Annotated in this window: 16 protein-coding genes and 1 pseudogene; 11 read left to right on the forward strand and 6 right to left on the reverse strand. The window is 68.4% G+C overall.

Features of this window, described 5'->3' with window-relative positions; translation table 11 throughout:
* Nucleotides 1-112: 112 nt before the first annotated feature.
* Nucleotides 113-1,171, forward strand: a complete 1,059-nt coding sequence (locus AC3WXD_RS18100; RefSeq protein WP_492324346.1) for a Bug family tripartite tricarboxylate transporter substrate binding protein — start codon at nucleotides 113-115, stop codon at nucleotides 1,169-1,171.
* A gap of 216 nt (nucleotides 1,172-1,387) precedes the next feature.
* Here the strand turns inward: AC3WXD_RS18100 and AC3WXD_RS18105 are convergent, their stop codons facing one another.
* Genes AC3WXD_RS18105 through AC3WXD_RS18115 form a run of 3 tightly spaced genes read right to left on the reverse strand, consistent with a single transcriptional unit; the run spans nucleotide 1,388 to nucleotide 4,829 of the window.
* Complete coding sequence (locus tag AC3WXD_RS18105; protein ID WP_492324347.1) at nucleotides 1,388-2,938, reverse strand: CoA transferase; 1,551 nt, start codon at nucleotides 2,936-2,938, stop codon at nucleotides 1,388-1,390.
* A 53-nt stretch (nucleotides 2,939-2,991) separates the two neighbouring features.
* Nucleotides 2,992-4,578, reverse strand: coding sequence for a sodium:solute symporter family transporter (locus tag AC3WXD_RS18110; protein ID WP_043366978.1), 1,587 nt, complete (start codon nucleotides 4,576-4,578; stop codon nucleotides 2,992-2,994).
* Complete coding sequence (locus AC3WXD_RS18115) at nucleotides 4,575-4,829, reverse strand: DUF485 domain-containing protein (protein ID WP_020204552.1); 255 nt, start codon at nucleotides 4,827-4,829, stop codon at nucleotides 4,575-4,577. Before AC3WXD_RS18115 ends, AC3WXD_RS18110 begins: the two co-directional genes overlap by 4 nt.
* A gap of 438 nt (nucleotides 4,830-5,267) precedes the next feature.
* Between AC3WXD_RS18115 and AC3WXD_RS18120 the strand changes: the two genes are divergently transcribed.
* Nucleotides 5,268-6,341: a LysR family transcriptional regulator gene (locus tag AC3WXD_RS18120; RefSeq protein ID WP_454731677.1), complete on the forward strand. Its 1,074-nt coding sequence runs from the start codon at nucleotides 5,268-5,270 to the stop codon at nucleotides 6,339-6,341.
* Nucleotides 6,342-6,386: 45 nt separating this feature from the next.
* Here AC3WXD_RS18120 and AC3WXD_RS18125 read toward each other — a convergent pair whose 3' ends face one another.
* The 3 genes and pseudogenes from AC3WXD_RS18125 to map all read right to left on the reverse strand — a co-directional run.
* Complete coding sequence (locus AC3WXD_RS18125; RefSeq protein ID WP_492324348.1) at nucleotides 6,387-8,057, reverse strand: pseudouridine synthase; 1,671 nt, start codon at nucleotides 8,055-8,057, stop codon at nucleotides 6,387-6,389.
* Nucleotides 8,058-8,080: 23 nt separating this feature from the next.
* Nucleotides 8,081-10,666, reverse strand: coding sequence for a [protein-PII] uridylyltransferase (locus AC3WXD_RS18130; RefSeq protein WP_492324349.1), 2,586 nt, complete (start codon nucleotides 10,664-10,666; stop codon nucleotides 8,081-8,083).
* A gap of 141 nt (nucleotides 10,667-10,807) precedes the next feature.
* A pseudogene (gene map, locus AC3WXD_RS18135) lies at nucleotides 10,808-11,629 on the reverse strand (type I methionyl aminopeptidase); the annotation flags it as partial.
* Between the two features lie 457 nt (nucleotides 11,630-12,086).
* Here map and rpsB point away from each other — a divergent pair.
* From rpsB to bamA, 9 genes are all read left to right on the forward strand, one after another.
* Entirely contained in the window at nucleotides 12,087-12,830 is a 744-nt protein-coding gene (gene rpsB, locus AC3WXD_RS18140; RefSeq protein ID WP_020203946.1) for a 30S ribosomal protein S2, read from the forward strand.
* A 251-nt stretch (nucleotides 12,831-13,081) separates the two neighbouring features.
* The gene (gene tsf, locus AC3WXD_RS18145; RefSeq protein WP_059412815.1) at nucleotides 13,082-13,960 is read left to right on the forward strand and encodes a translation elongation factor Ts; all 879 of its coding nucleotides are present in this window, start codon (nucleotides 13,082-13,084) and stop codon (nucleotides 13,958-13,960) included.
* A 318-nt stretch (nucleotides 13,961-14,278) separates the two neighbouring features.
* Entirely contained in the window at nucleotides 14,279-14,989 is a 711-nt protein-coding gene (gene pyrH / locus AC3WXD_RS18150; protein ID WP_029043808.1) for a UMP kinase, read from the forward strand.
* A 128-nt stretch (nucleotides 14,990-15,117) separates the two neighbouring features.
* Nucleotides 15,118-15,678, forward strand: a complete 561-nt coding sequence (gene frr / locus AC3WXD_RS18155; RefSeq protein WP_020203943.1) for a ribosome recycling factor — start codon at nucleotides 15,118-15,120, stop codon at nucleotides 15,676-15,678.
* Nucleotides 15,679-15,731: 53 nt separating this feature from the next.
* Complete coding sequence (gene uppS / locus AC3WXD_RS18160) at nucleotides 15,732-16,505, forward strand: undecaprenyl pyrophosphate synthase (RefSeq protein ID WP_020203942.1); 774 nt, start codon at nucleotides 15,732-15,734, stop codon at nucleotides 16,503-16,505.
* Between the two features lie 48 nt (nucleotides 16,506-16,553).
* Nucleotides 16,554-17,375 carry a phosphatidate cytidylyltransferase gene (locus AC3WXD_RS18165; RefSeq protein ID WP_492324350.1) on the forward strand — a complete coding sequence of 274 codons (822 nt, stop codon included), beginning with the start codon at nucleotides 16,554-16,556 and terminating at the stop codon, nucleotides 17,373-17,375.
* Between the two features lie 11 nt (nucleotides 17,376-17,386).
* Nucleotides 17,387-18,565: a 1-deoxy-D-xylulose-5-phosphate reductoisomerase gene (locus AC3WXD_RS18170; protein ID WP_059412813.1), complete on the forward strand. Its 1,179-nt coding sequence runs from the start codon at nucleotides 17,387-17,389 to the stop codon at nucleotides 18,563-18,565.
* 153 nt (nucleotides 18,566-18,718) lie between these two features.
* Complete coding sequence (gene rseP / locus AC3WXD_RS18175; protein ID WP_492324351.1) at nucleotides 18,719-20,110, forward strand: RIP metalloprotease RseP; 1,392 nt, start codon at nucleotides 18,719-18,721, stop codon at nucleotides 20,108-20,110.
* Between the two features lie 98 nt (nucleotides 20,111-20,208).
* Nucleotides 20,209-22,542, forward strand: a complete 2,334-nt coding sequence (gene bamA / locus AC3WXD_RS18180) for an outer membrane protein assembly factor BamA (RefSeq protein ID WP_492324352.1) — start codon at nucleotides 20,209-20,211, stop codon at nucleotides 22,540-22,542.
* The last annotated feature ends 126 nt before the right edge of the window (nucleotides 22,543-22,668 follow it).

A 22,668-nucleotide genomic window follows, 5' to 3' on the forward strand; every position in this document is an offset into this window, starting at 1 on the left:
CGATTTTCTGGCCGCCGGGTTTGCCCGGGCGGCCAGGACGGCCGCGCGGTGCTAGCATGACGCCTCGTGCCGTCCCGATGTCCGGTGCCGGCCGCACTTTTCCGTCGCCGTCATGCCTTTCTCCTGGGGCCCGGGCGCTGGCGATCCACCGCCGCGCACCTGCCCGTCCCGCTTTTCCCCGTTTCCCGCCTCGCTGCCGCCGGCCGACGCCGCGCGGCGGCGCCAGCTTGGCGCGCTGGCCGGCCTGTCGGCGGCCGCCGCGCTGGGCCTGTACCGCGCTCCCGCCCATGCCGCCGAGCCGGCTTGCCGGCTGCTGGTCGGCTATGGCGCCGGCGGCGGCGCCGACCACGTGGCGCGGCTGGTGGCCGACGCCCTCAGCCAGGACGGCAGCCTCACCGTGGTGGAGAACCGTCCCGGCGCGGCCGGGCAGATCGCGCTGCACGAGGCGGCCCGCGCGAGCGCCGCGCGGCCCACGCTGCTGCTCGGCACGGTGGGCTCGGTCAGCATCGCGCCGCTGCTGGCGCAGGCCCAGCCACTGTCCTTGATGCCGCTGGCCATCATCGCCAGCACGCCGCACGTGCTGCTGTCCTCGGCCTCGGCGCCGGCCATGCACCTGCCCGCCTTGCTGGAGGACGCGCGCAGGCACCCCGGCGAGATCGGCTACGCCTCGCTCGGCATCGGCTCGAGCGCGCACCTGGTCGGCGAGCTGCTGTGCCGCCAGGCGGGCGTGCAGATGACGCACATCCCGTATCCCGGCAGCGCCCGCGCCATGACCGACCTGCAGGGCGGCTACGTGCCGGTGCTGGTCAGCACGCTGCAGGCCTCGCTGCCGCTGATGCGCCAGGGCCGGCTGCGCGCGCTGGCCGTGACCGGCACGCGGCGCAGCGCGCTGGCGCCGCAGGTGGCGACGTTCGGGGAGTTCGGCATTGCCGGCATGGCGCAGCAGGCCTGGTATGGCGTGCTGGCGCCGTCCAGCTGGACGGCGCCGCAGCGCATGGCGCTGGTCGAGCGGCTCGGCCGCGTGCTGGCGGCGCCCGCGCTGCACGAGCGCCTGCACGCGGACGGCGCCGAGCCGGTCGCGCTGACCGGCATGGCCGCGCAGGACTACCTGGCCGGGCAGCGCGAGGTGTGGCAGCAGGCCGTGGCGCTGGTCGGCGCGCGGCTGGGCTGAAGATGCGCTGACGGCCCGTCCGGTTCCGGGGGGCGTTTCAAGATGAAGCGGTCCTGGCTGGGGCGGAGCAGGGAACTCGGATCGCATCGCGATCCGCCTGCGCAGCGGTGCGCGCGGCAGTACAGGTAGTACTTGCCGTGCCACGCAACGACGCCAGGATCTTTTCTTGAAACGACTTCTTATGCCGGTCCCGCGGGCCGTGGCGGGCGCCGGGCATCAGCGCGCAAGCCATTGCGCCTTGTTGTCGCCGAGCCGGGGCGTCGTGCCGAACCAGCGGGGCGGGGTTTCGGACATGCGGATCACCGGCCCCAGGCTCTTCAGATCGCCCCAGCAGGTACTGTCGTCGCATACCGAGAGCGCTTCGAATTCCTCGCGCGACAGGCGGCCCGGCGCATGGTCGAAATGCTGCAGGAGCCCCTGCCGCTGCAACAGCATGGCGGACTGGCACAGCGACACCTGCACCCGATAGGTTCCGCCTTCCCGGGCACGGCGCGCCAGCGCGATCATCGCGCCGAACGTGCCGAGGAAGCCGGTGAGGAAGTCGCACATGAAGACCGGTGTCAGCCTGGGCTGCCCGGCGCCGGTGGCGATGCCCTGGGTGTGGCAGATGCCGGTCACTGCCTGGGCCACCTGGTCCCAGCCCGCGCGGTCGGCAAACGGGCCGCCGGAGCCGTAGCAGTTGACGCTGACGTGCACGAGTCCGGGACGCAGCCGCGCCAGTTCATCGACGCCGAAGCCGTGGGCTTCGAGCCGGCGCGGCCGATAACCGTCGATGAAGACGTCGGCTTCCCGCACCAGCTCCCGCAGCCGCCGGGCCTCGTCGGCGCGGTCGAAGTCGAGGAAGCAACTGCGCTTGCCGTGGCTGGTGTCGCGCACGAAGGCCGGCACCTGGGGCAGCGATGGCGCCGTGACCATCAGCACGTCGGCGCCGTGCTCGGCCATGCCGAGGCCGGCCGTCGGGCCGGCCAGGATGCGCGTCAGGTCCAGCACCCGGATGCCCGAGGCCGGCTGGCTGCCGGCAGGCAGCGGCTGCGGGGCGCCGTCCGCCAGCTTGGTGATCTCCACGACCGGGCGCGATGCCAGGTAGGCCCCGTGCGGGTGTGCCAGCCATTCCTGCGGCGTGCGGATCTTGCCGGCGCAAGCCAGCGCTCGCGCGATGGCGTCCTCCAGTTCGTCCGAGTTCCAGCGGCCCACGCCCGCGGCGACCGACGCCGGGGTGCTCTCGCAGTCCAGCACGTCCAGCACGCGCCGCTCCAGATGGGGCAGGTTGGTGTGTGGCAAGACCCAGCGGCCATCGGCGGCGCGCCAGGGTTGCGTGAGCGAGATCATGTGCCTGAGTTCCGGCGACGAGGGTATCGGCTGATAGCGGCCTTGCGCATCGCGCCTGAGCGTCATGTCGCCCCCGGCCAGCGAGGTTGCGGCGGCGGCCCGCACGTCCACGCCGATGGACTGGCGCCGGCCGGTCCGGAGTTCCCACAGGTCGTTGGCGGCCACCGCGCGGGCCGCCAGGACGTCGGCGGACGTTGCACCGATGCGGAACGGGGACTGGAACAGCGGATCTTCTCCGGTGATCGTCACCTCCCCTTGTGTCAGCGGTTGTCCGGCGCGAATGGCCATGAGTTCCGCGAAGGCGCCCGTGCGCCCGTTTCCGCTGTCGATGTCTGCATTGCTCATGCTGTGTGTTCCTTCTTTTTTCAGTTTGCGGTTCGAGCCGTCATGCACGTCCAGGCAGGGCTGGTCCCGATGCAGTCGATGGCTGTCGGCCATCTTTCCTGCGCAGGAAGGATGGCGGGTTCGGAAGCCTGCCGGCGGCGGGCGCTTCAGGCCGCGGCTTCAAGCCGTTGCCGCACCGGACGCTGCGTCGCCAGGGAGGCGATGACGCATGCCGCGAAGGCAAGCGGTACGGTGATCAGTGCCGGCGGGTCGATGGGAAAGGCCGGCTGCGCGTGGCCCAATACCTTCACCCACACGGACGGCCCGAGGATGGTGAGCAGCAGCGACGACGCCAGGCCGATACCGCCGCCCACGACCGCGCCGGCCGAGGTCATCTTCTTCCAGTAGATGGCCAGGATCAGCACCGGGAATGTCGAAGAGCACGCAATCGAGAACGCGAGACTGATCATGTAGGCCACGTTCTGGTTGCGGAAAGCGATGCCGAGCAGGATCGCCAGCGCGCCGAGCACGACGCTTGCCACCCGCACGATCCGGATCTCGTCCGGCGAGTCGGAGCCCGGCTTCCTGAACAGCGCGCCGTAGATGTCGTGGCTGATCGCGCAGGCGCCGGAAAGCGTGAGCCCGGCGACGACGGCCAGAATCGTGGCGAAGGCGATGGCCGACACCGCCCCGAACATGATGTCGCCCCCGAGCAGGTGCGACAGGTGGAGTGCCGCGGTGTTGCCCCCGCCGATCAGCGCGCCCTTCGCATCCAGATATTCAGGATGCTGGCGCAGCAGCGCCAGTGCCCCGAAACCGATGATGAACATCATGGCGTAGAAGCTGTTCATGAACACGGTGGCCCACAACACCGAACTGCGCGCCGCCCTGGCATCGGGCACGGTGAAGAAGCGCATGAGAACATGCGGAAGTCCCGCTGTGCCCAGCATCAGCGCGATGCCCAGCGAGAGGCCGGAGACGGGGTCCCGCGCCAGGGCCTGCGGGATCAGGATGCCGTCCTTGCCCGGATGCACGGCGACGGACTTCTGCAACAGTTCGCTCATGCTGAAGCCGAACCGGGACATCACGAGCACGCAGATCATCACGCCGACGCTCAGCATCAACACGGCCTTGACGATCTGTACCCAGGTGGTGGCCATCATTCCGCCGAACACGACATACATGACCATCAGCACGCCGACCAGGAGGATGGCGTAGGTATAGTCGATGCCGAACAGCAACTGCACGAGTTGCCCCGCGCCGACCATCTGCGCGATGAGATAAAAGGCGACGATGATCAGCGAGGCGCAGGCCGAGAAGACCCGTACCGCATTGCCGCTGAGCCTGGCGCAGACCACATCGGTGAAGGTGTACTTGCCGAGCTTGCGCAGCTTGCCGGCCATCAGGAAAACCACGATGGGCAAGCCGGTGGTGTAGCCGATCGCGTAGACCAGGCCGTCGAAGCCGCTGGAAAAAACCAGGCCGGTCAGGCCCAGCAAGGCGCCGGCGGAGAGCGCGTCGCCGGTGATGGCCAGCCCGTTCTGGAACCCGGAGATGCGGCCGCCGGCGGCATAGAAATCGCTGGCCGACTTCGTCTGTCTTGCCGCCCACCAGGTGATGCCAAGGGTCATGGCAATGACTGCCACGAACAGGGCGAGCGAAGTGATGCTGGCCGTGCCCACGGAGGAGGATTGCGCTGCCACGGCACGGGTCGCGGCGGCGGCGAGAAATATCGCGAGTATTCGCTTTTTCATTCTTTCTCTCCGCTCGCGCTCGCATCGATGCGCCGGACGTAGACGACCGTCAGCAGGGTGCCGCAGGCGATCACCAGCAGCCCGGCGACGAACGACGCGGGCAGGCCGGTCCCGGGCACGGTCGCCCGCAGCGAATCCGCGGCAAAACAACTCGTCAGGAGAAAGGTGAAATAGACGAGCACCTGCAATGCCGTCAATGACAGGCTGAAACCCAGGGGCTCCTCAGCCTCGGCCGCGGCAAGATTGTCCATATGAAGACCTCCATAGATACAACAGTGGCTAGATCGGGAACGCAGATCCGGAACGCCGGTCCCGGGAGGCAACCCGGCATTCGCGGCACGCGATGCCGTTGCCTGGCAGGTCCGCCCTTCCGTACCTGACGTTGACCGACATCATGGGCAAGGTCGCGGGGTTCGGAGAAACGGTTAAATTCGATGGAAGCGATCTGCCAAAGAGATGACACGCAACCGTGCGCAAGCAGGAACCAAGATGGGGCGCGTCAAGGCAGCTGCGGGCACTTGCGCACCAAAAGCGAAGCCGCGCGTCGCGTGGCGTTCGGCCATCCGCGTGGCAGCCTGTACGGCGAAGGGCCGGCCGGCCTGGAAGAAAGAATTGGCATGCCGTTTGCTTCCCATCTCCGAAACAGTCTTCGCTCGAAGCCTCGCAATCTGTTTGAGGGATGCCGGACCATGGAAGTCAACGACCTGATCACGTTCGCCACGGTTGCGCGCCATGCGAGCATTACGCGCGCGGCCAGGGAGCTGCACACGGTTCAGTCCAACGTCACGAACCGGGTCAAGAGTCTCGAGGAAGAGGTGGGGCTGCCGCTGTTCGAGCGGCACAGCCGCGGTGTCGCGCTGACCAGTGCCGGCATGCGGCTCCTGCCGTATGCGGCACGCGCCGTGGCGTTGCTTCAGGAGGCGACGAAGGCCGCGCGCGACGACGGCGAGGCGCGGGGACGCCTGGCCATTGGCACGATGGAAACCACCGTGGCGGTCCGCCTGCCCGAAGTGCTGGCGGCCTATCACGCGAAATGTCCCGCCGTGGAACTCGAAGTGTGGACCGGCCCGACCGCCGAACTGGTCCGCAAGGTGCTGGACAACGAAGTAGAGGGCGCCTTCGTCGCCGGTCCGATCGACCACCCGTTACTGGCGGCGGAGCAGGCCTACGAGGAGAAGCTGGTGCTGGTGACGTCGCGGCGCTGCCGCGGCTTATCCGACCTTCACGATGAGTCGGTCCCGTTGACGGCACTCATGTTCAGGATGGGCTGCTCCTATCGGCAGCGCCTCGAACAACTGCTCGCGCAGCTTGGCAGGCCGAGCTATCAGCGCCTTGAATTCGGAACGCTGGAAGGGATACTCGGATGCGTGGGGGCCGATGTCGGCATCACGGTCCTTCCCCTCAGCGTGGTCGAGAAATCGTCGCTAAGGGAGCGGCTCGCGGTGCATGAGATCGCCCCGGAGATCGCCAGGGCTCCGACGCTGTTCATCCGGCGCAAGAGCGTTCATGAATCGACCGCGATGCGGCTGTTCCGGGCGTGCTTCGCCGAGGCTGCCGATGCGACCGAGGCTGCCGATGCGACCGATTCCGCCGGGTGCCGCGCGGCCGGCGAACCCGCTTTTCCGGACCTCGGGCTGGCGCCCGACGAGGACCGGGGCCCGAGGCCGGCAGGTCCGCCGGCGGACATCCTGCTGCCGGCATACCCGCTGCGTGGCGCCGATGCGGTTGCCGGCGCGGCGCAGGACCAGGCGGCATACGTATAAGCCGCCTCGCCGGCAGCCGCCGCCATCGGGTTCAGGCCGCGCGGCTCAGAACTTCTCGAACGGGCCGAGGAAGCGCCACTGGCCGACCGGCAGGTCGCCCAGCACGATGCGGCCCATGCGCACGCGCTTGAGGCCGACCACCTTGAGCCCGACCTGCTCGCACATGCGGCGGATCTGGCGTTTCTTGCCTTCGCGCAGCACGAAGCGCAGCTGCTCCTCGTTCTGCCAGCTCACCTTGGCCGGCTTGAGCGCCTCGCCGTCGAGCGACAGGCCGTGGCGCAGCTTCTCGATCAGCTCGGCGGGGAAGAGGTTCGAGATATTGCGCTCGACCAGGCCCTGCGGCGATTCCCACTGCACGCGCACCAGGTATTCCTTCTCCACGGTGGAGTCTTCGCCGATCAGGTGGCGCGCCACGCGGCCGTCCTGGGTCAGCACCAGCAGGCCGGTGGAGTCGATGTCGAGCCGGCCGGCGGGGGCTAGGCTCTTGCGCTGCCACGGCGCGAAGCGCTTGCGGGTGGGGTCCTGCTCCCACTGGTTCTCGGGCGCGAACAGCACCGCGGCCGGCTCGTAGCCGTCCTCGGCCTGGCCCGACACATAGCCTACCGGCTTGTGCAGCAGCACGGTCACGCGCTCGCCCTGCTCGGAGCGCGCGGCCTGGTGGATCTCGATATTGGCGTCCGGGCCGACGCGCGAGCCGAGCTCGGTCACGGGCTGGCCGTCGACCAGCACCCAGCCGCGCGGAATCCATTCGTCGGCTTCGCGGCGCGAGCACAGGCCCAGTTCCGACATGCGCTTGGACAGCCGCACCAGGCCGTCGGCGCCGTCTTCGGCGCGCGGCGCCTGCGGCGCGGGCGCGGGGCGCTCGGCGCGCACCGGACGCTCGGTCTGCTGCGCGCGTTCCGGCCGGCCGCCGCGGTAGTCGCGCTGGCCGCCGTCGTGCGGGCGGCGCGGGCGGTCATTGTTCTCGCCGGGGGCGAAACGGCGCGGCCGGTCCTGGCCTTCGCCCGGAGCAAAACGGCGCGGCCGGTCATCGCCCTCGCGCGGGCCGAAGTTGCGCTGGCGGTTGTCGCCTTCGCCGCCGAAACGGCGCGGCCGGTCCTGGCCTTCGCCGGGGCCAAAACGGCGCGGCCGGTCGTCGCCCTCGCGCGGGCCGAAGTTGCGCTGGCGATTGTCGCCTTCGCCGCCGAAGCGGCGCGGGCGGTCCTGGCCTTCGCCGGGCGTGAAACGGCGCGGCCGGTCGTCGCCTTCGCGCGGGCCGAAGTTGCGCTGGCGATTGTCGCCTTCGCCACCGAAGCGGCGCGGGCGGTCCTGGCCTTCGCCGGGACCGAAACGGCGCGGACGGTCGTCGCCTTCGCGCGGGCCGAAGTTGCGCTGGCGATTGTCGCCTTCGCCACCAAAGCGGCGCGGGCGGTCCTGGCCTTCGCCGGGACCAAAACGGCGCGGCCGGTCGTCGCCCTCGCGCGGGCCAAAGTTGCGCTGGCGGTTGTCGCCTTCGCCGGTGCGCGGGCCGCGCGCGGGGCGCTGCGCGCCGTCCTCGGGTTTCCTGCGCGCGCCGCCGGCGCGCTCCTGGGCCTGCTTGATGCCGTCGACCACGGCGCGCACGCGCTGGCGGTTCAGGTCGGACACCCGCACCGGCCGGGTGGGCTTGCGGGTGTTGCCGGCGGGCGCGGTCTTGATGCCCAGCGTCTTGCGCTTGGGCGAAGTGTCATCGGTCATATCTTCAATGCGGGGCGTCCGGCCTAGATGGCCAGCGCCGCCAGCAGGTCCTGTTCAAGCTGTAGCTGCAATTTGTTGTCCGAGGCGAGGCGGCTGCCGTCGACCAGGAAAACGTCTTCCACCCGCTCGCCGAGCGTGTTGATGCGGGCGGTATGCACCGAGATGCGGTGCTTGGCCAGTACGCGCGAGATCGCGTACAGCAGGCCGGTGCGGTCGTTGGCCGAGAGCGACAGCAGGTAGTACTGGCCGCGCTCGTCGGGGCGCAGGTCCACGCGCGGCTTGATCGGGAAGCTGCGCGACTGGCGCGACAGCCGCCCTTGCGAGGGTTCCGGCAGCGGCGCGTTCGGGCGCAGGCGCTCGGCCAGCTCGTGCTCGACCAGCGCGATGATGTCGCGGTAGTTGCCGCTGGCCGCGCTGCCGATGCCGGGGTCGGTGACCTGGAAGGTGTCGAGCGCGTAGCCGTGGCGGGTGGTGTGGATCTTGGCTTCCTGGATGGAGAAGCTCTTGCGTTCGAAGTAGCCGCAGATGCGCGTGAACACGTCGGGCTGGTCCTTGACGTAGACCGCCACCTGCATGCCTTCGCCGGCGGCGGACACGCGCGCCTTGACCACCGGCGCGTCGCCGTCGACCTTGTCGTAGAGGTGGCGCGTGAGCCAGGCGATGTCGCGCGCGTCGTGGCGCAGGAAGAAGGCCACGTCGAGCTGGGCCCACAGCGGCTTGCCCAGCTCGGGGTCGAAGGCCTTCAGGCGCAGTTGCGCGATGGTGTCTTCCTTGCGCTGCGACCACAGCGAGTGCGGGTCGACGCGGGCGCCGCCGAGCACGCGCAGCGTGATGCGGTAGAGGTCTTCGAGCAGCTTGCCCTTCCACGCGTTCCACACCTTGGGGCTGGTGCCGCGGATGTCGGCCACGGTCAGCAGGTAGAGCGCGGTCAGGTAGCGCTCGCTGCCGACCACGCGGGCGAAGGCGTGGATCACGTCCGGGTCGGTCAGGTCCTGCTTCTGCGCCACGTGGCTCATGGTCAGGTGGTGCTCGACCAGCCAGGCGATCAGGTCGGTGTCCTCGCGCGCGATGCCGTGCTGCTTGCAGAAGCGGCGCGCGTCGGCGGTGCCGAGCTTGGAGTGGTCGCCGCCGCGGCCCTTGGCGATGTCGTGGAACAGCGCCGCCACCCACAGCACCCAGGGGCGGTCGAAGGTGGCCATCAGCCGGCTGCAGAACGGGAACTCGTGCGTGTGCTCGACCACGGCGAAGCGCCGCATGTTGCGCACCACCATGAGGATGTGCTGGTCCACCGTGTAGACGTGGAACAGGTCGTGCTGCATCTGGCCGACGATGCGGCGGAAATTGCTCAGGTAGCGGCCCAGCACGCTGGTCTGGTTCATCAGGCGCAGCGCGTGCGTGATGCCTTGCGGCTCCTGCACGATGGCCAGGAACAGGCGGCGGTTCTCGGGGTCGTTGCGCCAGTGCGCGTCCATCACCGTGCGCGCGTTGTACAGGCCGCGCAGCGTGCGCGGCGACAGGCCCTTGACGCCGGGCGTGCGCTCGTACACCAGGAAGGTTTCGAGGATGGCGTGCGGCTCGCGCTCGTAGAGGTCGTCGCTGGTGATCTCCAGCATGCCCTGGCGTTCCACGAAGCGCTCGTTGATGACGCGCGTCACCTTGGATTCGCTGGGGAACAGCATGGCCTCGATGTTGAGCAGCAGCACGCTGTTGAGCTGGGTGACCGCCTTGGCGGCCCAGTAGTAGCGCCGCATCAGCTGCTCGCTGGCGCGCTTGTTGTTGTTCTGGCGGTAGCCGAACGATTCGGCCAGCGCGGTCTGCAGGTCGAACACCAGCACGTCCTGGCGGCGCCCGGCCACCAGGTGCAGGCGCGCGCGGATGGTCTTGAGCAGGCGCTCGTTGCGCTGCAGTTCCTGCGCCTCGCGCTCGCTCAGCAGGCCGCGCTCGAACAGCTCCTTCCAGCTGTCGCCGAAGCCGGCCGCCTTGGTCATCCACAGGATCACCTGCAGGTCGCGCAGGCCGCCCGGGCTTTCCTTGCTGTTGGGCTCGAGCGCGTAGGGCGTGTCCTGGTACTTGGCGTGGCGCTGGCGCATTTCCAGCAGCTTGGCCTGGAAGAACGCGCGCGGGTCGAGGTCGGCCTGGTAGCGCGTCTGCAGCTCGGCGAACAGCTTGCGGTTGCCGGTCAGCAGGCGCGCCTCGAGCAGCGAGGTCTGGATGGTGACGTCCTGGCGCGACTCGCGGATGCAGTCGTCCACGGTGCGCACGGCCGAGCCGATCTCCAGCCCGAGGTCCCAGCACAGGCCGATGAATTTCTCCAGCCGGCGCGCGGTGTCGTCGTCGGGCTCGGCCGGCAGCAGCAGCAGCACGTCCACGTCCGAGTACGGGAACAGCTCGCCGCGCCCGTAGCCGCCCACGGCCACCAGCGCGCACTGCGCCGGCAGGGCCAGCCCGCGCCAGGCCTCGACCAGCGCGGCGTCCACCGCGCGCCGCAGGCGCGTGAGCAGGTGGCCGACGTGGCCGTGCGCGCTGAAGTCGTCGAACACGGCCTGCTTGCCGGCTTTCAGCTGATCGCGAACACGGGTGGCGAGGATGAGTTCCGGCGTGGCGTCCATGACTTGGGCTTGGGAGATCGAAAGGGCGATGGGTTGCTGGGGAGCGACGAAGAAACGGCGAAACGATGAAGCGTCGAAACAGCGAAACAGCGAAGCGGCGGCTGAAACAAGAAGGGCGCCAACTTGGCGCCCGGGGTAGCGTCAGGCTGCGACGGAATCGGTGACGAAGGCCGGCGGCGCCTGCGTGCCCGCCGAGACGGTGAGCACGTCGTAGCCGGTCTCCGTCACCAGGATGGTGTGCTCCCACTGCGCGGACAGGCTGCGGTCGCGCGTCTTGACGGTCCAGTGGTCGGGCATGGTGCGGATCTCGCGCTTGCCGGCGTTGACCATCGGCTCGATCGTGAAGATCATGCCGGGCTGGATCTCCATGCCGGTGCCGGGGCGGCCGTAGTGCAGCACCTGCGGGTCTTCGTGGAAGTTCTTGCCGATGCCGTGGCCGCAGTATTCGCGCACCACGCTGTAGCCGGCGCCTTCCGCGTGGACCTGGATCACGTGGCCGATGTCGCCGAGGTGGGCGCCGGGGCGCACCTGCATGATGCCCTTCCACATGCATTCGAACGTGACCTGGGCCAGGCGCTTGGCCAGGATCGAGCCTTCGCCGACGATGAACATGCGGCTGGTGTCGCCGTAGTAGCCTTCCTTGGTGATGACGGTGATGTCCAGGTTGATCGCGTCGCCGGACTTCAGCACGCGCTCGCCCGGGATGCCGTGGCAGATCACGTCGTTGACCGAGGTGCAGATCGCGCCGGGGAAGGGCGGGTAGCCGGGCGGGGCGTAGTTCAGCGGCGCCGGCACGGTGCCCTGCACGTCGCGCATATAGGCGTGGCACAGCCGGTCGATCTCGCCGGTGGTGACGCCGGGCTTGACGAAGGGCGTGATGTAGTCGAGGACCTCGGAGGCCAGCCGGCACGCTACCCGCATCTGGGCGATATCGTCGGCGTTCTTGATATGGATGCTCATGCTGCTCGCAAAAGTGGCGGCGAAGCCACTGGCTGCGCCTCAAGTCGAATCTGAAAGACCGGATTATCGCACCATCGCGCCCCTGCCGCAGCCAAAATGGGCCGCCGGGGCGCCCCGGCCGGGCCTGGCGGGCGCGGGGGCGGGGCGCATGCCGGACGCATTGGCCCGGCACCGCCACCGTGCCGTCACAGTACCGGCCCCCTTGAGCGAAGTCCGGTTTTGTTGCTACAATCTTGGGCTGGCTTTCTCATGACCGCCTTCGGGCGTGGCGATGCCGTCGTTTGCAGTCGTTCTGCTCGCGCCGGGTATTGTCGGGTGCAATGTCAAATGCATGTCGAATGTGCGTTCGGCGCTGCATCGGGAAGCCAGAGATCGTGAAATCGCGAGTCCGTCCATCCGGGGTGTTCCTGTTGAGGAATGTCGGGGCGGACTTCAGACCTAACCCTTTTGGAGAATTTTCATGTCCGTTACCATGCGCGAAATGCTGGAAGCCGGTTGCCACTTCGGCCACCAGACCCGCTTCTGGAACCCCAAGATGGCACCGTTCATCTTCGGCCATCGCAACAAGATCCACATCATCAACCTCGAAAAGACGTTGCCGATGTTCCAGGACGCGCTGAAGTACGTGCGTCAGCTGGCAGCCAACCGCGGCACCGTGCTGTTCGTGGGCACCAAGCGCCAGTCGCGCGAAATCCTCGCTGAAGAAGCCGGCCGCGCCGGCATGCCCTACGTCGACGCCCGCTGGCTCGGCGGCATGCTGACCAACTTCAAGACCGTCAAGATCTCGATCAAGCGCCTCAAGGACATGGAAGCCGCCAAGGAAGCCGGCGCGCTGGAAACCATGAGCAAGAAGGAAGCGCTGATGTTCGAGCGCGAAATGGACAAGCTGCAGAAGTCCATCGGCGGCATCAAGGACATGGGCGGCGTGCCTGACGCCATCTTCGTGGTGGACGTCGGCTACCACAAGATCGCCGTGACCGAAGCCAACAAGCTGGGCATTCCCGTGATCGGCGTGGTCGACACCAACCACTCGCCCGAAGGCATCGACTACGTGATCCCCGGCAACGACGACTCGAGCAAGGCCGTGGCCCTGTACGTGCGCGGCGTGGCCGACGCGATCCTGGAAGGCCGCGCCAACGCGGTGCAGGACGTGGTTGAAGCCGCCCGCGGCGGCGACGAATTCGTCGAAGTCGAAGAAGCCTGAAGCCCGCTGCCGAAAGGACCCCGCGCGCAAGAGTAGCCGACCATCATCGCTAGCCGACCGGCCCGGAGCCGGTTCTGCGCGCAGCCGGGGCTTTCCGGCACACAAGGGGGCGGAAGTTACGCCCCCTTTTTTTGAATTGTTGTCATCCGCCGCAGGCATGATCCGTCGCGGGTGAAGTTTGAGCATACCGCCGGCCGGGGCCCGCCAGACCCAGCGGGGCAGGCCGGTGCGAACCATTCAAGGAGTGACAAATGGCGGCAATTACCGCAAGCATGGTGGCAGAACTGCGCGCGAAGACCGACGCGCCGATGATGGAATGCAAGAAGGCCCTGACCGAGGCCGACGGCAACCTGGAAAAGGCTGAAGAACTGCTGCGCGTCAAGCTCGGCAACAAGGCCAGCAAGGCCGCTTCGCGCGTGACCGCCGAAGGCGTGGTGGTGTCCTTCATCGACGGCACCACCGGCGCGCTGGTCGAACTGAACTGCGAAACCGACTTCGTGTCGAAGAACGACGACTTCCTGGCCTTCTCGGCCAAGGTCGCCGAGCTGGTCGCCAAGCAGAACCCGGCCGACGTGGCCGCCCTGTCGGCGCTGGAAATCGACGGCGTGTCGGTGGAAGCCACCCGCACCGCGCTGATCGGCAAGATCGGCGAGAACCTGGCGATCCGCCGCTTCGCCCGCTATGCCAACGGCGGCAAGCTGGCCGCCTACCTGCACGGCACCCGCATCGGCGTGATGGTCGAGTTCGACGGCGACGAAGTGGCCGCCAAGGACGTGGCCATGCACGTGGCGGCGATGAAGCCGGTGTCGCTGTCGTCGGCCGACGTGCCCGCCGAGCTGATCGCCAAGGAGCGCAGCATCGCCGAGCAGAAGGCCGCCGAATCGGGCAAGCCGGCCGAGATCGTCGCCAAGATGGTGGACGGCTCGGTGCAGAAGTACCTGAAGGAAGTGTCGCTGCTGAACCAGACCTTCGTGAAGAACGACAAGCAGACCGTCGAGCAGATGCTCAAGGCCGCCAACACCGCGGTCAAGGGCTTCACCCTGTACGTGGTCGGCGAAGGCATCGAGAAGAAGCAGGACGATTTCGCCGCCGAAGTGGCCGCCCAGGTGGCAGCCGCCCAGAAGGGCTGAAGTCCGGGCGGTCCGCCCCGTCCGCGCCACGGTGCGGCAGGGCACGAAAGGGCCGCCGTATAATGCCGAGGGGCACCGCGAGGTGCCCCTCGGCACAAATGACGGCCGCGGCGCGCGCACTGGCGCGGGCGGCGGCCGCCACGGTTGGTTTTCATAGCCTGTTTCCGCAGTCGTCTGGCCTGCCATGCCGCAGCCAGGCTACCCCGAAAACCGGCTTTCCTGGCGGCGGCGCGCCGGTTGGCGCCGTCCGCCTGCATCAAGTCTGCATCCAAAATATCCGGCTCGACAGAACGAGCCGGACCAGCTCCGGGAATCCCTATGCCTGCCTATAAGCGCGTCCTACTGAAATTGTCCGGCGAGGCCCTGATGGGCGACGATGCCTTCGGCATCAACCGCTCCACCATCGAAGGCATGGTCAACGACATTGCCGAGATCGTGAAGCTCGGCGTGCAGGTCGCGGTGGTGATCGGCGGCGGCAACATCTTCCGCGGCGTGGCCGGCGGGGCGGCGGGCATGGACCGCGCCACGGCCGACTACATGGGCATGCTGGCCACCATGATGAACGCGCTGGCGCTGCAGGACGCCATGCGCCACGCCAACATCGAAGGCCGCGTGCAGTCCGCGCTGCGCATGGACCAGGTGGTCGAGCCCTATATCCGTCCGCGCGCCATCCGCCAGCTCGAGGAGGGCAAGGTGGTGATCTTCGCCGCCGGCACCGGCAACCCGTTCTTCACCACCGACACCGCCGCGGCGCTGCGCGGCGCCGAGATCGGCGCCGAGATCGTGCTCAAGGCGACCAAGGTGGACGGCGTCTACACCGCCGACCCCAAGAAAGACCCGAGCGCCACGCGCTACACCACGATTTCCTTCGACGAGGCCATCTCGCGCAACCTGCAGGTGATGGACGCCACCGCGTTCGCCCTGTGCCGCGACCAGAAGCTGCCGATCAAGGTGTTCTCGATCGTCAAGCCCGGCGCGCTCAGGAGCGTCATCCTGGGCGAGGACGAAGGCACGCTGGTGCACGTGTGAAAGGCTGCCCGGCGCCGCGGGCAGGGCGCTACCCCGCGGGGTAGCGCGGGCCGCGGCAAAGAGTAGAATGATTCATTTTCGATCCCGGCATCCGGGGTCATGATTACCCGTTTTTCCCGGAGGTAAAGATGAGCGTCGCCGACACCAAGAAGAGCGTCGAGCAGAAGATGCAGAAGACCATCGAAGCGTTCAAGGCCGACCTGGCCAAGATTCGCACTGGTCGTGCGCACACGGGTCTGCTCGACCACGTGCAGGTCGATTATTACGGCTCGCCGGTGCCGATCAGCCAGGTGGCCAACGTGGGTCTGGCCGATGCCCGTACCATCAGCGTGCAGCCGTGGGAAAAGAAGATGGTGGGCGCGGTCGAGAAGGCGATCCGCGATGCCGACCTGGGCCTGAACCCGTCCACGATGGGCGACGTCATCCGCGTGCCGATGCCCATGCTGACCGAGGAGCGCCGCAAGGAACTGACCAAGGTCGTCAAGGGCGAGGCCGAGGGCGCCAAGGTCGCCGTGCGCAACCTGCGTCGCGACGCCAACGAGCAGTTCAAGAAGCTGGTCAAGGACAAGGCCATTTCCGAGGACGACGAGCGCCGCGGCCAGGACGAGGTGCAGAAGCTGACCGACAAGTTCGTCGCCGAGATCGACAGGATGGTCGCCGAGAAGGACAAGGAGATCATGACGGTGTGACGCGCCCGGTGGCGGCTTGCCAGCCGCCGCCGTGTCCGGTACCGTTTCCCACCATGCATCACATCAGTTCCACGCTCGGCGTCCCCGAAGCCACCTATGTGCCCCGCCACGTTGCCATCATCATGGATGGCAACGGCCGCTGGGCGACCCAGCGGCACCTGCCGCGCGTTGCCGGCCACAGCCGTGGCCTGGATGCAGTCCGGGCGGTGGTCGAGGCGTGCGCGGCGCGGGGCGTGCAATACCTGACCCTGTTCGCCTTCAGCTCGGAGAACTGGCGCCGCCCGGCCGACGAGGTCTCGTTTCTGATGCGGCTGTTCATGACCGCCCTGCGCCGCGAGGTGGTCAAGATGCACGCCAACAACATCCGCGTGCGCGTGGTGGGCGACCTGGCCCGCTTCAGCCCGCGCATCCAGCAGTTGATCGCCGACGCCGAGGCGCGCACGGCCGGCAATACCGGCCTGACCGTGACCATCGCCGCCAACTACGGCGGCCGCTGGGACCTGCTGCAGGCCATGCGTAAGATGCTGCAGCGCTCGCCCATGCTCGACCCCGAGGCGGTCGACGAATCCGTGCTGGCGCCGCACCTGGCGATGGCCTACGCGCCCGAGCCGGACCTGTTCATCCGTACCGGCGGCGAGCAGCGCATCAGCAATTTCCTGCTGTGGCAGCTTGCCTACTCGGAGCTTTATTTCACCGAAGTGTTCTGGCCCGATTTCGACGCCGCCGAGCTCGACAAGGCCTTCGCCTCGTACCGCCAGCGCGAACGCCGCTTCGGCCGCACCAGCGCGCAGGTGGTGGCGCCATCCGGGTTGTCGGGCACGGCCTGAAGCCGCCGCCCGGACCTCATTCATCCTCTACCGGGACTCCCGCAGCGCATGCTCCTTACCCGTGTCATCACCGCCGTATGCCTGTTGCTGCTGATCCTGCCGATCCTGTTCCTGGCGCCGCCGTCGGCGCTGGCCGGCCTGGTGGCGGTGATCGTGCTGCTCGGGGGCTGGGAGTTCGGCCGCCTGATCGGGCTGCGCGGGTTCTGGCCCTACGTCTACGCGCTGGCCTGCCTGCTGGCGCTGGCCGGCTGGCAGGCGCTGTCCGGCCCCGATGCGCTTACCCGCCTGCTGCAGATCGGCGTGGCCTGCTGGGGCGTGGCCGTGGTGCTGCTGGCGCGCGGCGTGCGCCGCGCCACGCCGGGTTTCACGGTGCTGGGCGTGGTGCTCGGCCTGTTCATGCTGCCGGCCTTCGGCCATGCCACCCTGGTCCTGCGAGGACTGGGCATCGGCGTGCTGCTGTCGGTGGCGGTGCTGGTGTGGGCGGCCGACATCGGCGCCTATTTCGTCGGCAAGGCCGTCGGGCGGCGCAAGCTGGCGCCGTCGATCAGCCCGGGCAAGTCCTGGGAGGGCGCGCTCGGCGGCTGGGCGCTGGCGCTGGCGATCTCGCTCGCGCTGGCCGCCACCCACGCATTTTCCCCGACCTGGTTCTCGCGCATGGCCGACCACGGCGGCCTGGCCATCGTGGCGCTGCTGGCCACGCTGCTGGTGATCGCCAGCGTGGTCGGCGACCTGTTCGAATCGCTGCTCAAGCGCCAGGTCGGCATGAAGGACAGCAGCCGGCTGCTACCCGGCCACGGCGGCGTGCTCGACCGCATCGACGCGCTGCTTCCCGTTTTCCCGCTGGCCGCCTTGCTGGCCATCTATCTTTGAGTTGATCTGATATGCGTCGTATTACCGTCCTGGGTGCCACCGGCTCGATCGGGGACAGCACGCTTGATGTCATCAAGCGCCATCCCGAGCGCTACGCCGTGCATGCGCTGACGGCGCACCGGCAAGTGGACAAGCTGGCGGCCCTGTGCCGCGAGTTCCGCCCGGCGCATGCCGTGATGGGCACGGCCGAGGCCGCCGCCGCACTGCAGGCGCTGCTGCGCGCCGACGGCATCAAGACCGAGGTCGGCTACGGCGAGGCCGCGCTGGAGGCGGTCGCCACCGACGCCGCGGTGGACGCGGTGATGGCCGCCATCGTCGGCGCCGCCGGCCTGCGCCCGTCGCTGGCCGCCGCGCGCGCGGGCAAGCGCGTGCTGCTGGCCAACAAGGAAGCGCTGGTGATGTCCGGGCGCATCTTCATGGATGCCGTGCGCGAGCACGGCGCCACACTGCTGCCGATCGACAGCGAGCACAACGCCATCTTCCAGTGCCTGCCGGCCGACGACCCGCGCTACCGTGCCGGCGTGGCCAAGGTGGTGTTGACCGCCTCGGGCGGGCCGTTCCGCACGCGCGACCCGGACTCGCTGCACGACATCACGCCCGACGAGGCCTGCGCCCACCCGAACTGGGTGATGGGCCGCAAGATCTCGGTGGACTCCGCCACCATGATGAACAAGGGCCTGGAGGTGATCGAGGCGCACTGGCTGTTCGGCGCGCCGGCCGAGCGCATCGAGGTGCTGATCCACCCGCAGAGCATCGTGCACTCGATGGTGTCGTATGCCGACGGCTCGGTGCTGGCGCAGCTCGGCAACCCCGACATGCGCACGCCGATCGCCTACGGCATGGCCTATCCCGAGCGCATCGACGCGGGCGTGTCGCCGCTGAACCTGGCCACCGCCGGCGCGCTCAGCTTCGAGATCCCGGACCTCGTGCGCTTCCCGTGTCTGGGCCTGGCGTTCGACGCGCTGCGCGCGGGCGGACTGGCGCCGGCGGTGCTGAACGCGGCCAACGAGGTCGCGGTCGAGGCCTTCCTGCAGGGCCGGATCCGCTTCACCGACATCGCGCGCGTGGTCGCGGGCGTGCTCGAGCGCGCCCCGGGCGGTAATGCCGGCACGCTGGAAGCCGTGCTGGGCGCGGACCAGGACGCGCGCCGCCGCGCCGGCGAGCTGCTGGAAAACCGGGGCTCGTGCTGAGTTTGGCGGGGCCGCCGGCGGGATCGGCGACAATAGCGGCAAGCCGGCCGCCACCGGCCACCCGCCGCCGCCGGGCAGCGGGGTGCCGGGCCGGCGGCCCGGCGTATCCTTCACGCCATCGGGGCCCGCGCCCCTGACGACAAGCTGCCTGCCATGCAAACCGTAATCGCCTTTGTCGTTGCCCTGTGCATCCTGATCTATTTCCATGAAATGGGTCACTACCTGGCCGCGCGCCTGTGCGGCGTCAAGGTGCTGCGCTTCTCGATCGGCTTCGGCCGGCCGCTGCTGCGCTGGGTCTCCGGCAGCCGCGACCGCACCGAGTGGACCATCGCCGCGATCCCGCTGGGCGGCTACGTCAAGATGCTCGACGAGCGCGAGCGCGATCCCGCGCAGGACCCCGCCATCGACCCGGCCGACCTGCCGCGCGCGTTCAACCGCCAGCCGGTAGGCAAGCGCTTCATCATCGTGGCGGCCGGCCCGCTGGCCAATTTCGCGCTGGCGATCGTGCTGTATTTCGTGCTGTTCGCCGGCGGCATGCGCGAGCCGGCGCCGGTGGTGGCCGCGCCGCCGGCCGGCACGGCCGCGGCCCAGGCCGGGCTGCGCGAGGGCGACCGCGTGCTGTCGCTGCAGGCCAACGGCGAGACCGAGCAGGTGCGCTCCTGGAACGACCTGCGCATGGCGGTGTTCGCCCAGGGCTTCGGCGACGCCAGCGCGGTGCTGCGCCTGCGCGCGCCCGACGGCGCCGAGCGCGACCTCAGGCTGGCGCGGCTGCCCAACACCGGCGGCAATCCCGAGGAAGACCCGCTGGCCATCCTGGGCCTGGCGCTCAAGGGCGGCCCGGTGACGATCACCGAGGTGCTGCCCGATTCCGCCGCGCAGCGCGCCGGCCTGCGCAAGGACGACCGCGTGGTGGCCTGGCAGGGCGGCCCGCTGACCCAGGCCGGCGAGCTGATCCGCGGCGTGCGGGCCCGGCCCGGCGCCGAGGTGGTGCTCGGCATCGAGCGCGGCGGCCAGCGCCTGGACGTGCCGGTGAAGCTGGACGCGGTGGCGCCCCCGGACGGCGCCAGCGCCGGCGCGGCGGCCACCGGCAAGCTTGGCGCCGCGCTGAGCCAGTCGGTGGAAATGGAGACCGTGCGCTACCAGCCGGCCGAGGCCATCAGCCGCGCGGCGGGGCAGGTCTGGAGCACCAGCGCGCTGTCGCTCAAGCTGCTCGGCAAGATGCTGGTGGGGCAGGCTTCGCTGCAGAACCTGAGCGGTCCGCTGACCGTGGCGGACTACGCCGGGCGTGCCGCCCACCTCGGCTGGCAGCCCTTCGTCGGCTTCCTGGCGCTGGTCAGCGTCAGCCTCGGTGTGTTGAATTTGTTACCCATTCCGGTATTGGATGGGGGGCATTTGCTGTATTATTGCGTTGAATTTTTGACTGGCAGGCCCGTACCAGACCACTGGCAGGCTGTGCTGCAGAAGGTCGGCATCGCCTGCGTCTTGCTCCTGACTTCGCTCGCCTTGTTCAACGACGTCAGCCGGCTGTTTCTTGCGCGCGGCTAGACGCACGTTGCCGGCGGCGGTCCGCAGGTGTCACCGGCACCTCGCGCGCCGCATGCCGACAGGGCGCGGCCCCGTGAAGCATCGGAGCGCAATCCTGCATGGAATCAAAGAGGGGATCAAGATTGATCAGACATAAGCGCATCTCGCTGAGCGTGCTGGCGAGTGCCATCATCGCGGCCTGGACCCCCGTCGGTTGGGCCGCGGAGCCATTCGTGGTCAAGGACATCCGCGTCGAGGGCCTGCAGCGGGTCGAGCCCGGCACGGTGTTCGGCTACCTGCCGGTCAAGGTCGGCGAGACCTTCAGCGACGACAAGGGCGCGGAAGCGATTCGCGCGCTCTACAACACCGGCTTCTTCAAGGACGTCCAGATCCGCTCCGAAGACGGCGTGCTGGTGGTCCAGGTCGAGGAGCGCCCGGCCATTTCCCAGCTCGAGTTCGTCGGCATCAAGGAATTCGACAAGGACACCCTGCGCCGCTCGCTGCGCGCGGTCGGCGTGGCCGAGGCCCGGTACTACGACAAGGCGCTGATCGACAAGGCCGAGCAGGAGCTCAAGCGCCAGTACGTGGCGCGCGGCTACTACGCGGCCGACGTGCAGACCACGATCACCCCGGTGGACCGCAATCGCGTGTCGGTGGTGTTCAACGTGGACGAAGGCCCGGTCGCCAAGATCCGCCAGATCAATATCGTCGGCAACAAGGCTTTCAAGGAAAGCACGCTGCGCGACGAAATGCAGCTGTCGACGCCGAACTGGCTGTCCTGGTACACCAAGAACGACCTCTATTCCAAGCAGAAGCTCACCGCCGACCTGGAAGCGCTGCGCTCGTACTACCTGAACCGCGGCTACCTCGAGTTCGCCATCGAGTCCACCCAGGTCTCGATTACGCCGGACAAGAAGGACATCTTCCTGACGCTGAACATCAAGGAAGGCGAGCAGTACAAGGTGTCCGACGTGCGCCTGGCCGGCGAGCTGCTCGGCAAGCAGCCCGAGATGGAAAAGCTGCTCCAGCTCAAGAAGGGCGAGATCTTCTCGTCGGAGAAGCTGACCCAGAGCACCAAGGCCATCACCGACCTGCTGGGCACCTACGGCTACGCCTTCACCACCATCAACCCGCAGCCGGCGATCGACAAGGAAAAGCGCGAAGTCGCGCTGACCCTGCTGGTCGACCCGGGCCGCCGCGTCTACGTGCGCCGCGTCAACGTGGTGGGCAACAGCAAGACCCGCGACGAAGTGGTGCGCCGCGAGATGCGCCAGATGGAAAGCTCGTGGTTCGACAGCGAGAAGCTGACGCAGTCGCAGGCCCGCATCAACCGCACCGGTTACTTCACCGACACCAACATCACCACCGAGGACGTGCCCGGCGCGCCCGACCAGGTGGACGTGAACGTCAACGTGACCGAGAAGCCGACCGGCCAGATCAGCCTGGGCCTGGGCTTCTCCTCGACCGACAAGCTGGTGCTGCAGGCCGGCCTGCGCCAGGACAACGTGTTCGGCTCCGGCACCAGCCTGGGCCTGGACGTAAACACCGCCAAGTCCTTCCGCACCATCTCGCTGACGCAGTACGACCCGTATTTCACGGTGGACGGCATCAGCCGCTCGACCGACGTGTTCTACCGCACGTCCCGCCCGCTGTACTACACCGGCGACGAGGACTACAAGATCGTGTCGATGGGCGGCGGCTTCAAGTTCGGCGTGCCGTTCTCGGAAACCGACACCGTGTTCTTCGGCATCGGCTACGAGCGCTCGCAGGTGTACACCTCGACCAACACGCCGAGCCAGTACACGGCGTGGCTGCAGAAGGTCGGCAAGACCAGCGGCGATCCGATCAACAACTTCCCGTTCACGATCGGCTGGGCACGCGACCGCCGCGACAGCGCGCTGGTCCCGACCAAGGGCCCCTACACGCAGGCCAACCTCGAAGTGGGCGTGCCGGGCGGCGATACGCAGTACTACCGCGCCAGCGTCCAGCAGCAGTACTTCTACCCGTTGTCGAAGGCCTTCACGCTGGCCTTCAACGGCGAAGTCGCCTACGGCCACGGCTACGGCGCCACGCCGTTCCCGGTGTTCAAGAACTTCTACGCCGGCGGTATCGGCTCGGTGCGCGGCTACCAGACCAGCACGCTGGGCAAGAAGGACCAGAACGGCAACCCGGTGGGCGGCGCGTCCAAGATGATCGGCAACGTCGAGTTCATCTTCCCGCTGCCGGGCTCGGGCGTGGACCGCACGCTGCGCCTGTTCACCTTCTTCGACTTCGGCAACGTGTACGAGGAAGGCGCGCCGCTGCTGTTCAGCGAACTGAAGTATTCGACCGGCCTGGGCATGTCCTGGCTGTCGCCGATCGGTCCGCTCAAGGTCAGCGTGGGCTTCCCGCTGAAGAAGTCCACGGACGACCAGGTGCAGCGCTTCCAGTTCCAGATCGGTACCGCGTTCTGACGGCGGACGGAACCAGAGCACGGCGGACATCGAATAGCGGGTAGCAGGCAGCGGACAGCAGATTGCGGCAAGACCGGGAAGGCCGGCAAAGACCGGAAGACCGGAAGTTCGACAAGACAGGATAGA

The sequence above is a fragment of the Cupriavidus sp. FW216-B1 genome (assembly GCF_058789195.1).

Coding starts and splice junctions, on each gene's coding strand:
- AC3WXD_RS18100 (WP_492324346.1), top strand. CDS start 113: ATGCCTTTCTCCTGGGGCCCGGGCGCTGGCGATCCACCGCCGCGCACC.
- AC3WXD_RS18105 (WP_492324347.1), bottom strand. CDS start 2,938: ATGGCCGACAGCCATCGACTGCATCGGGACCAGCCCTGCCTGGACGTG.
- AC3WXD_RS18110 (WP_043366978.1), bottom strand. CDS start 4,578: ATGAAAAAGCGAATACTCGCGATATTTCTCGCCGCCGCCGCGACCCGT.
- AC3WXD_RS18115 (WP_020204552.1), bottom strand. CDS start 4,829: ATGGACAATCTTGCCGCGGCCGAGGCTGAGGAGCCCCTGGGTTTCAGC.
- AC3WXD_RS18120 (WP_454731677.1), top strand. CDS start 5,268: ATGGAAGTCAACGACCTGATCACGTTCGCCACGGTTGCGCGCCATGCG.
- AC3WXD_RS18125 (WP_492324348.1), bottom strand. CDS start 8,057: ATGACCGATGACACTTCGCCCAAGCGCAAGACGCTGGGCATCAAGACC.
- AC3WXD_RS18130 (WP_492324349.1), bottom strand. CDS start 10,666: ATGGACGCCACGCCGGAACTCATCCTCGCCACCCGTGTTCGCGATCAG.
- rpsB (WP_020203946.1), top strand. CDS start 12,087: ATGTCCGTTACCATGCGCGAAATGCTGGAAGCCGGTTGCCACTTCGGC.
- tsf (WP_059412815.1), top strand. CDS start 13,082: ATGGCGGCAATTACCGCAAGCATGGTGGCAGAACTGCGCGCGAAGACC.
- pyrH (WP_029043808.1), top strand. CDS start 14,279: ATGCCTGCCTATAAGCGCGTCCTACTGAAATTGTCCGGCGAGGCCCTG.
- frr (WP_020203943.1), top strand. CDS start 15,118: ATGAGCGTCGCCGACACCAAGAAGAGCGTCGAGCAGAAGATGCAGAAG.
- uppS (WP_020203942.1), top strand. CDS start 15,732: ATGCATCACATCAGTTCCACGCTCGGCGTCCCCGAAGCCACCTATGTG.
- AC3WXD_RS18165 (WP_492324350.1), top strand. CDS start 16,554: ATGCTCCTTACCCGTGTCATCACCGCCGTATGCCTGTTGCTGCTGATC.
- AC3WXD_RS18170 (WP_059412813.1), top strand. CDS start 17,387: ATGCGTCGTATTACCGTCCTGGGTGCCACCGGCTCGATCGGGGACAGC.
- rseP (WP_492324351.1), top strand. CDS start 18,719: ATGCAAACCGTAATCGCCTTTGTCGTTGCCCTGTGCATCCTGATCTAT.
- bamA (WP_492324352.1), top strand. CDS start 20,209: ATGGAATCAAAGAGGGGATCAAGATTGATCAGACATAAGCGCATCTCG.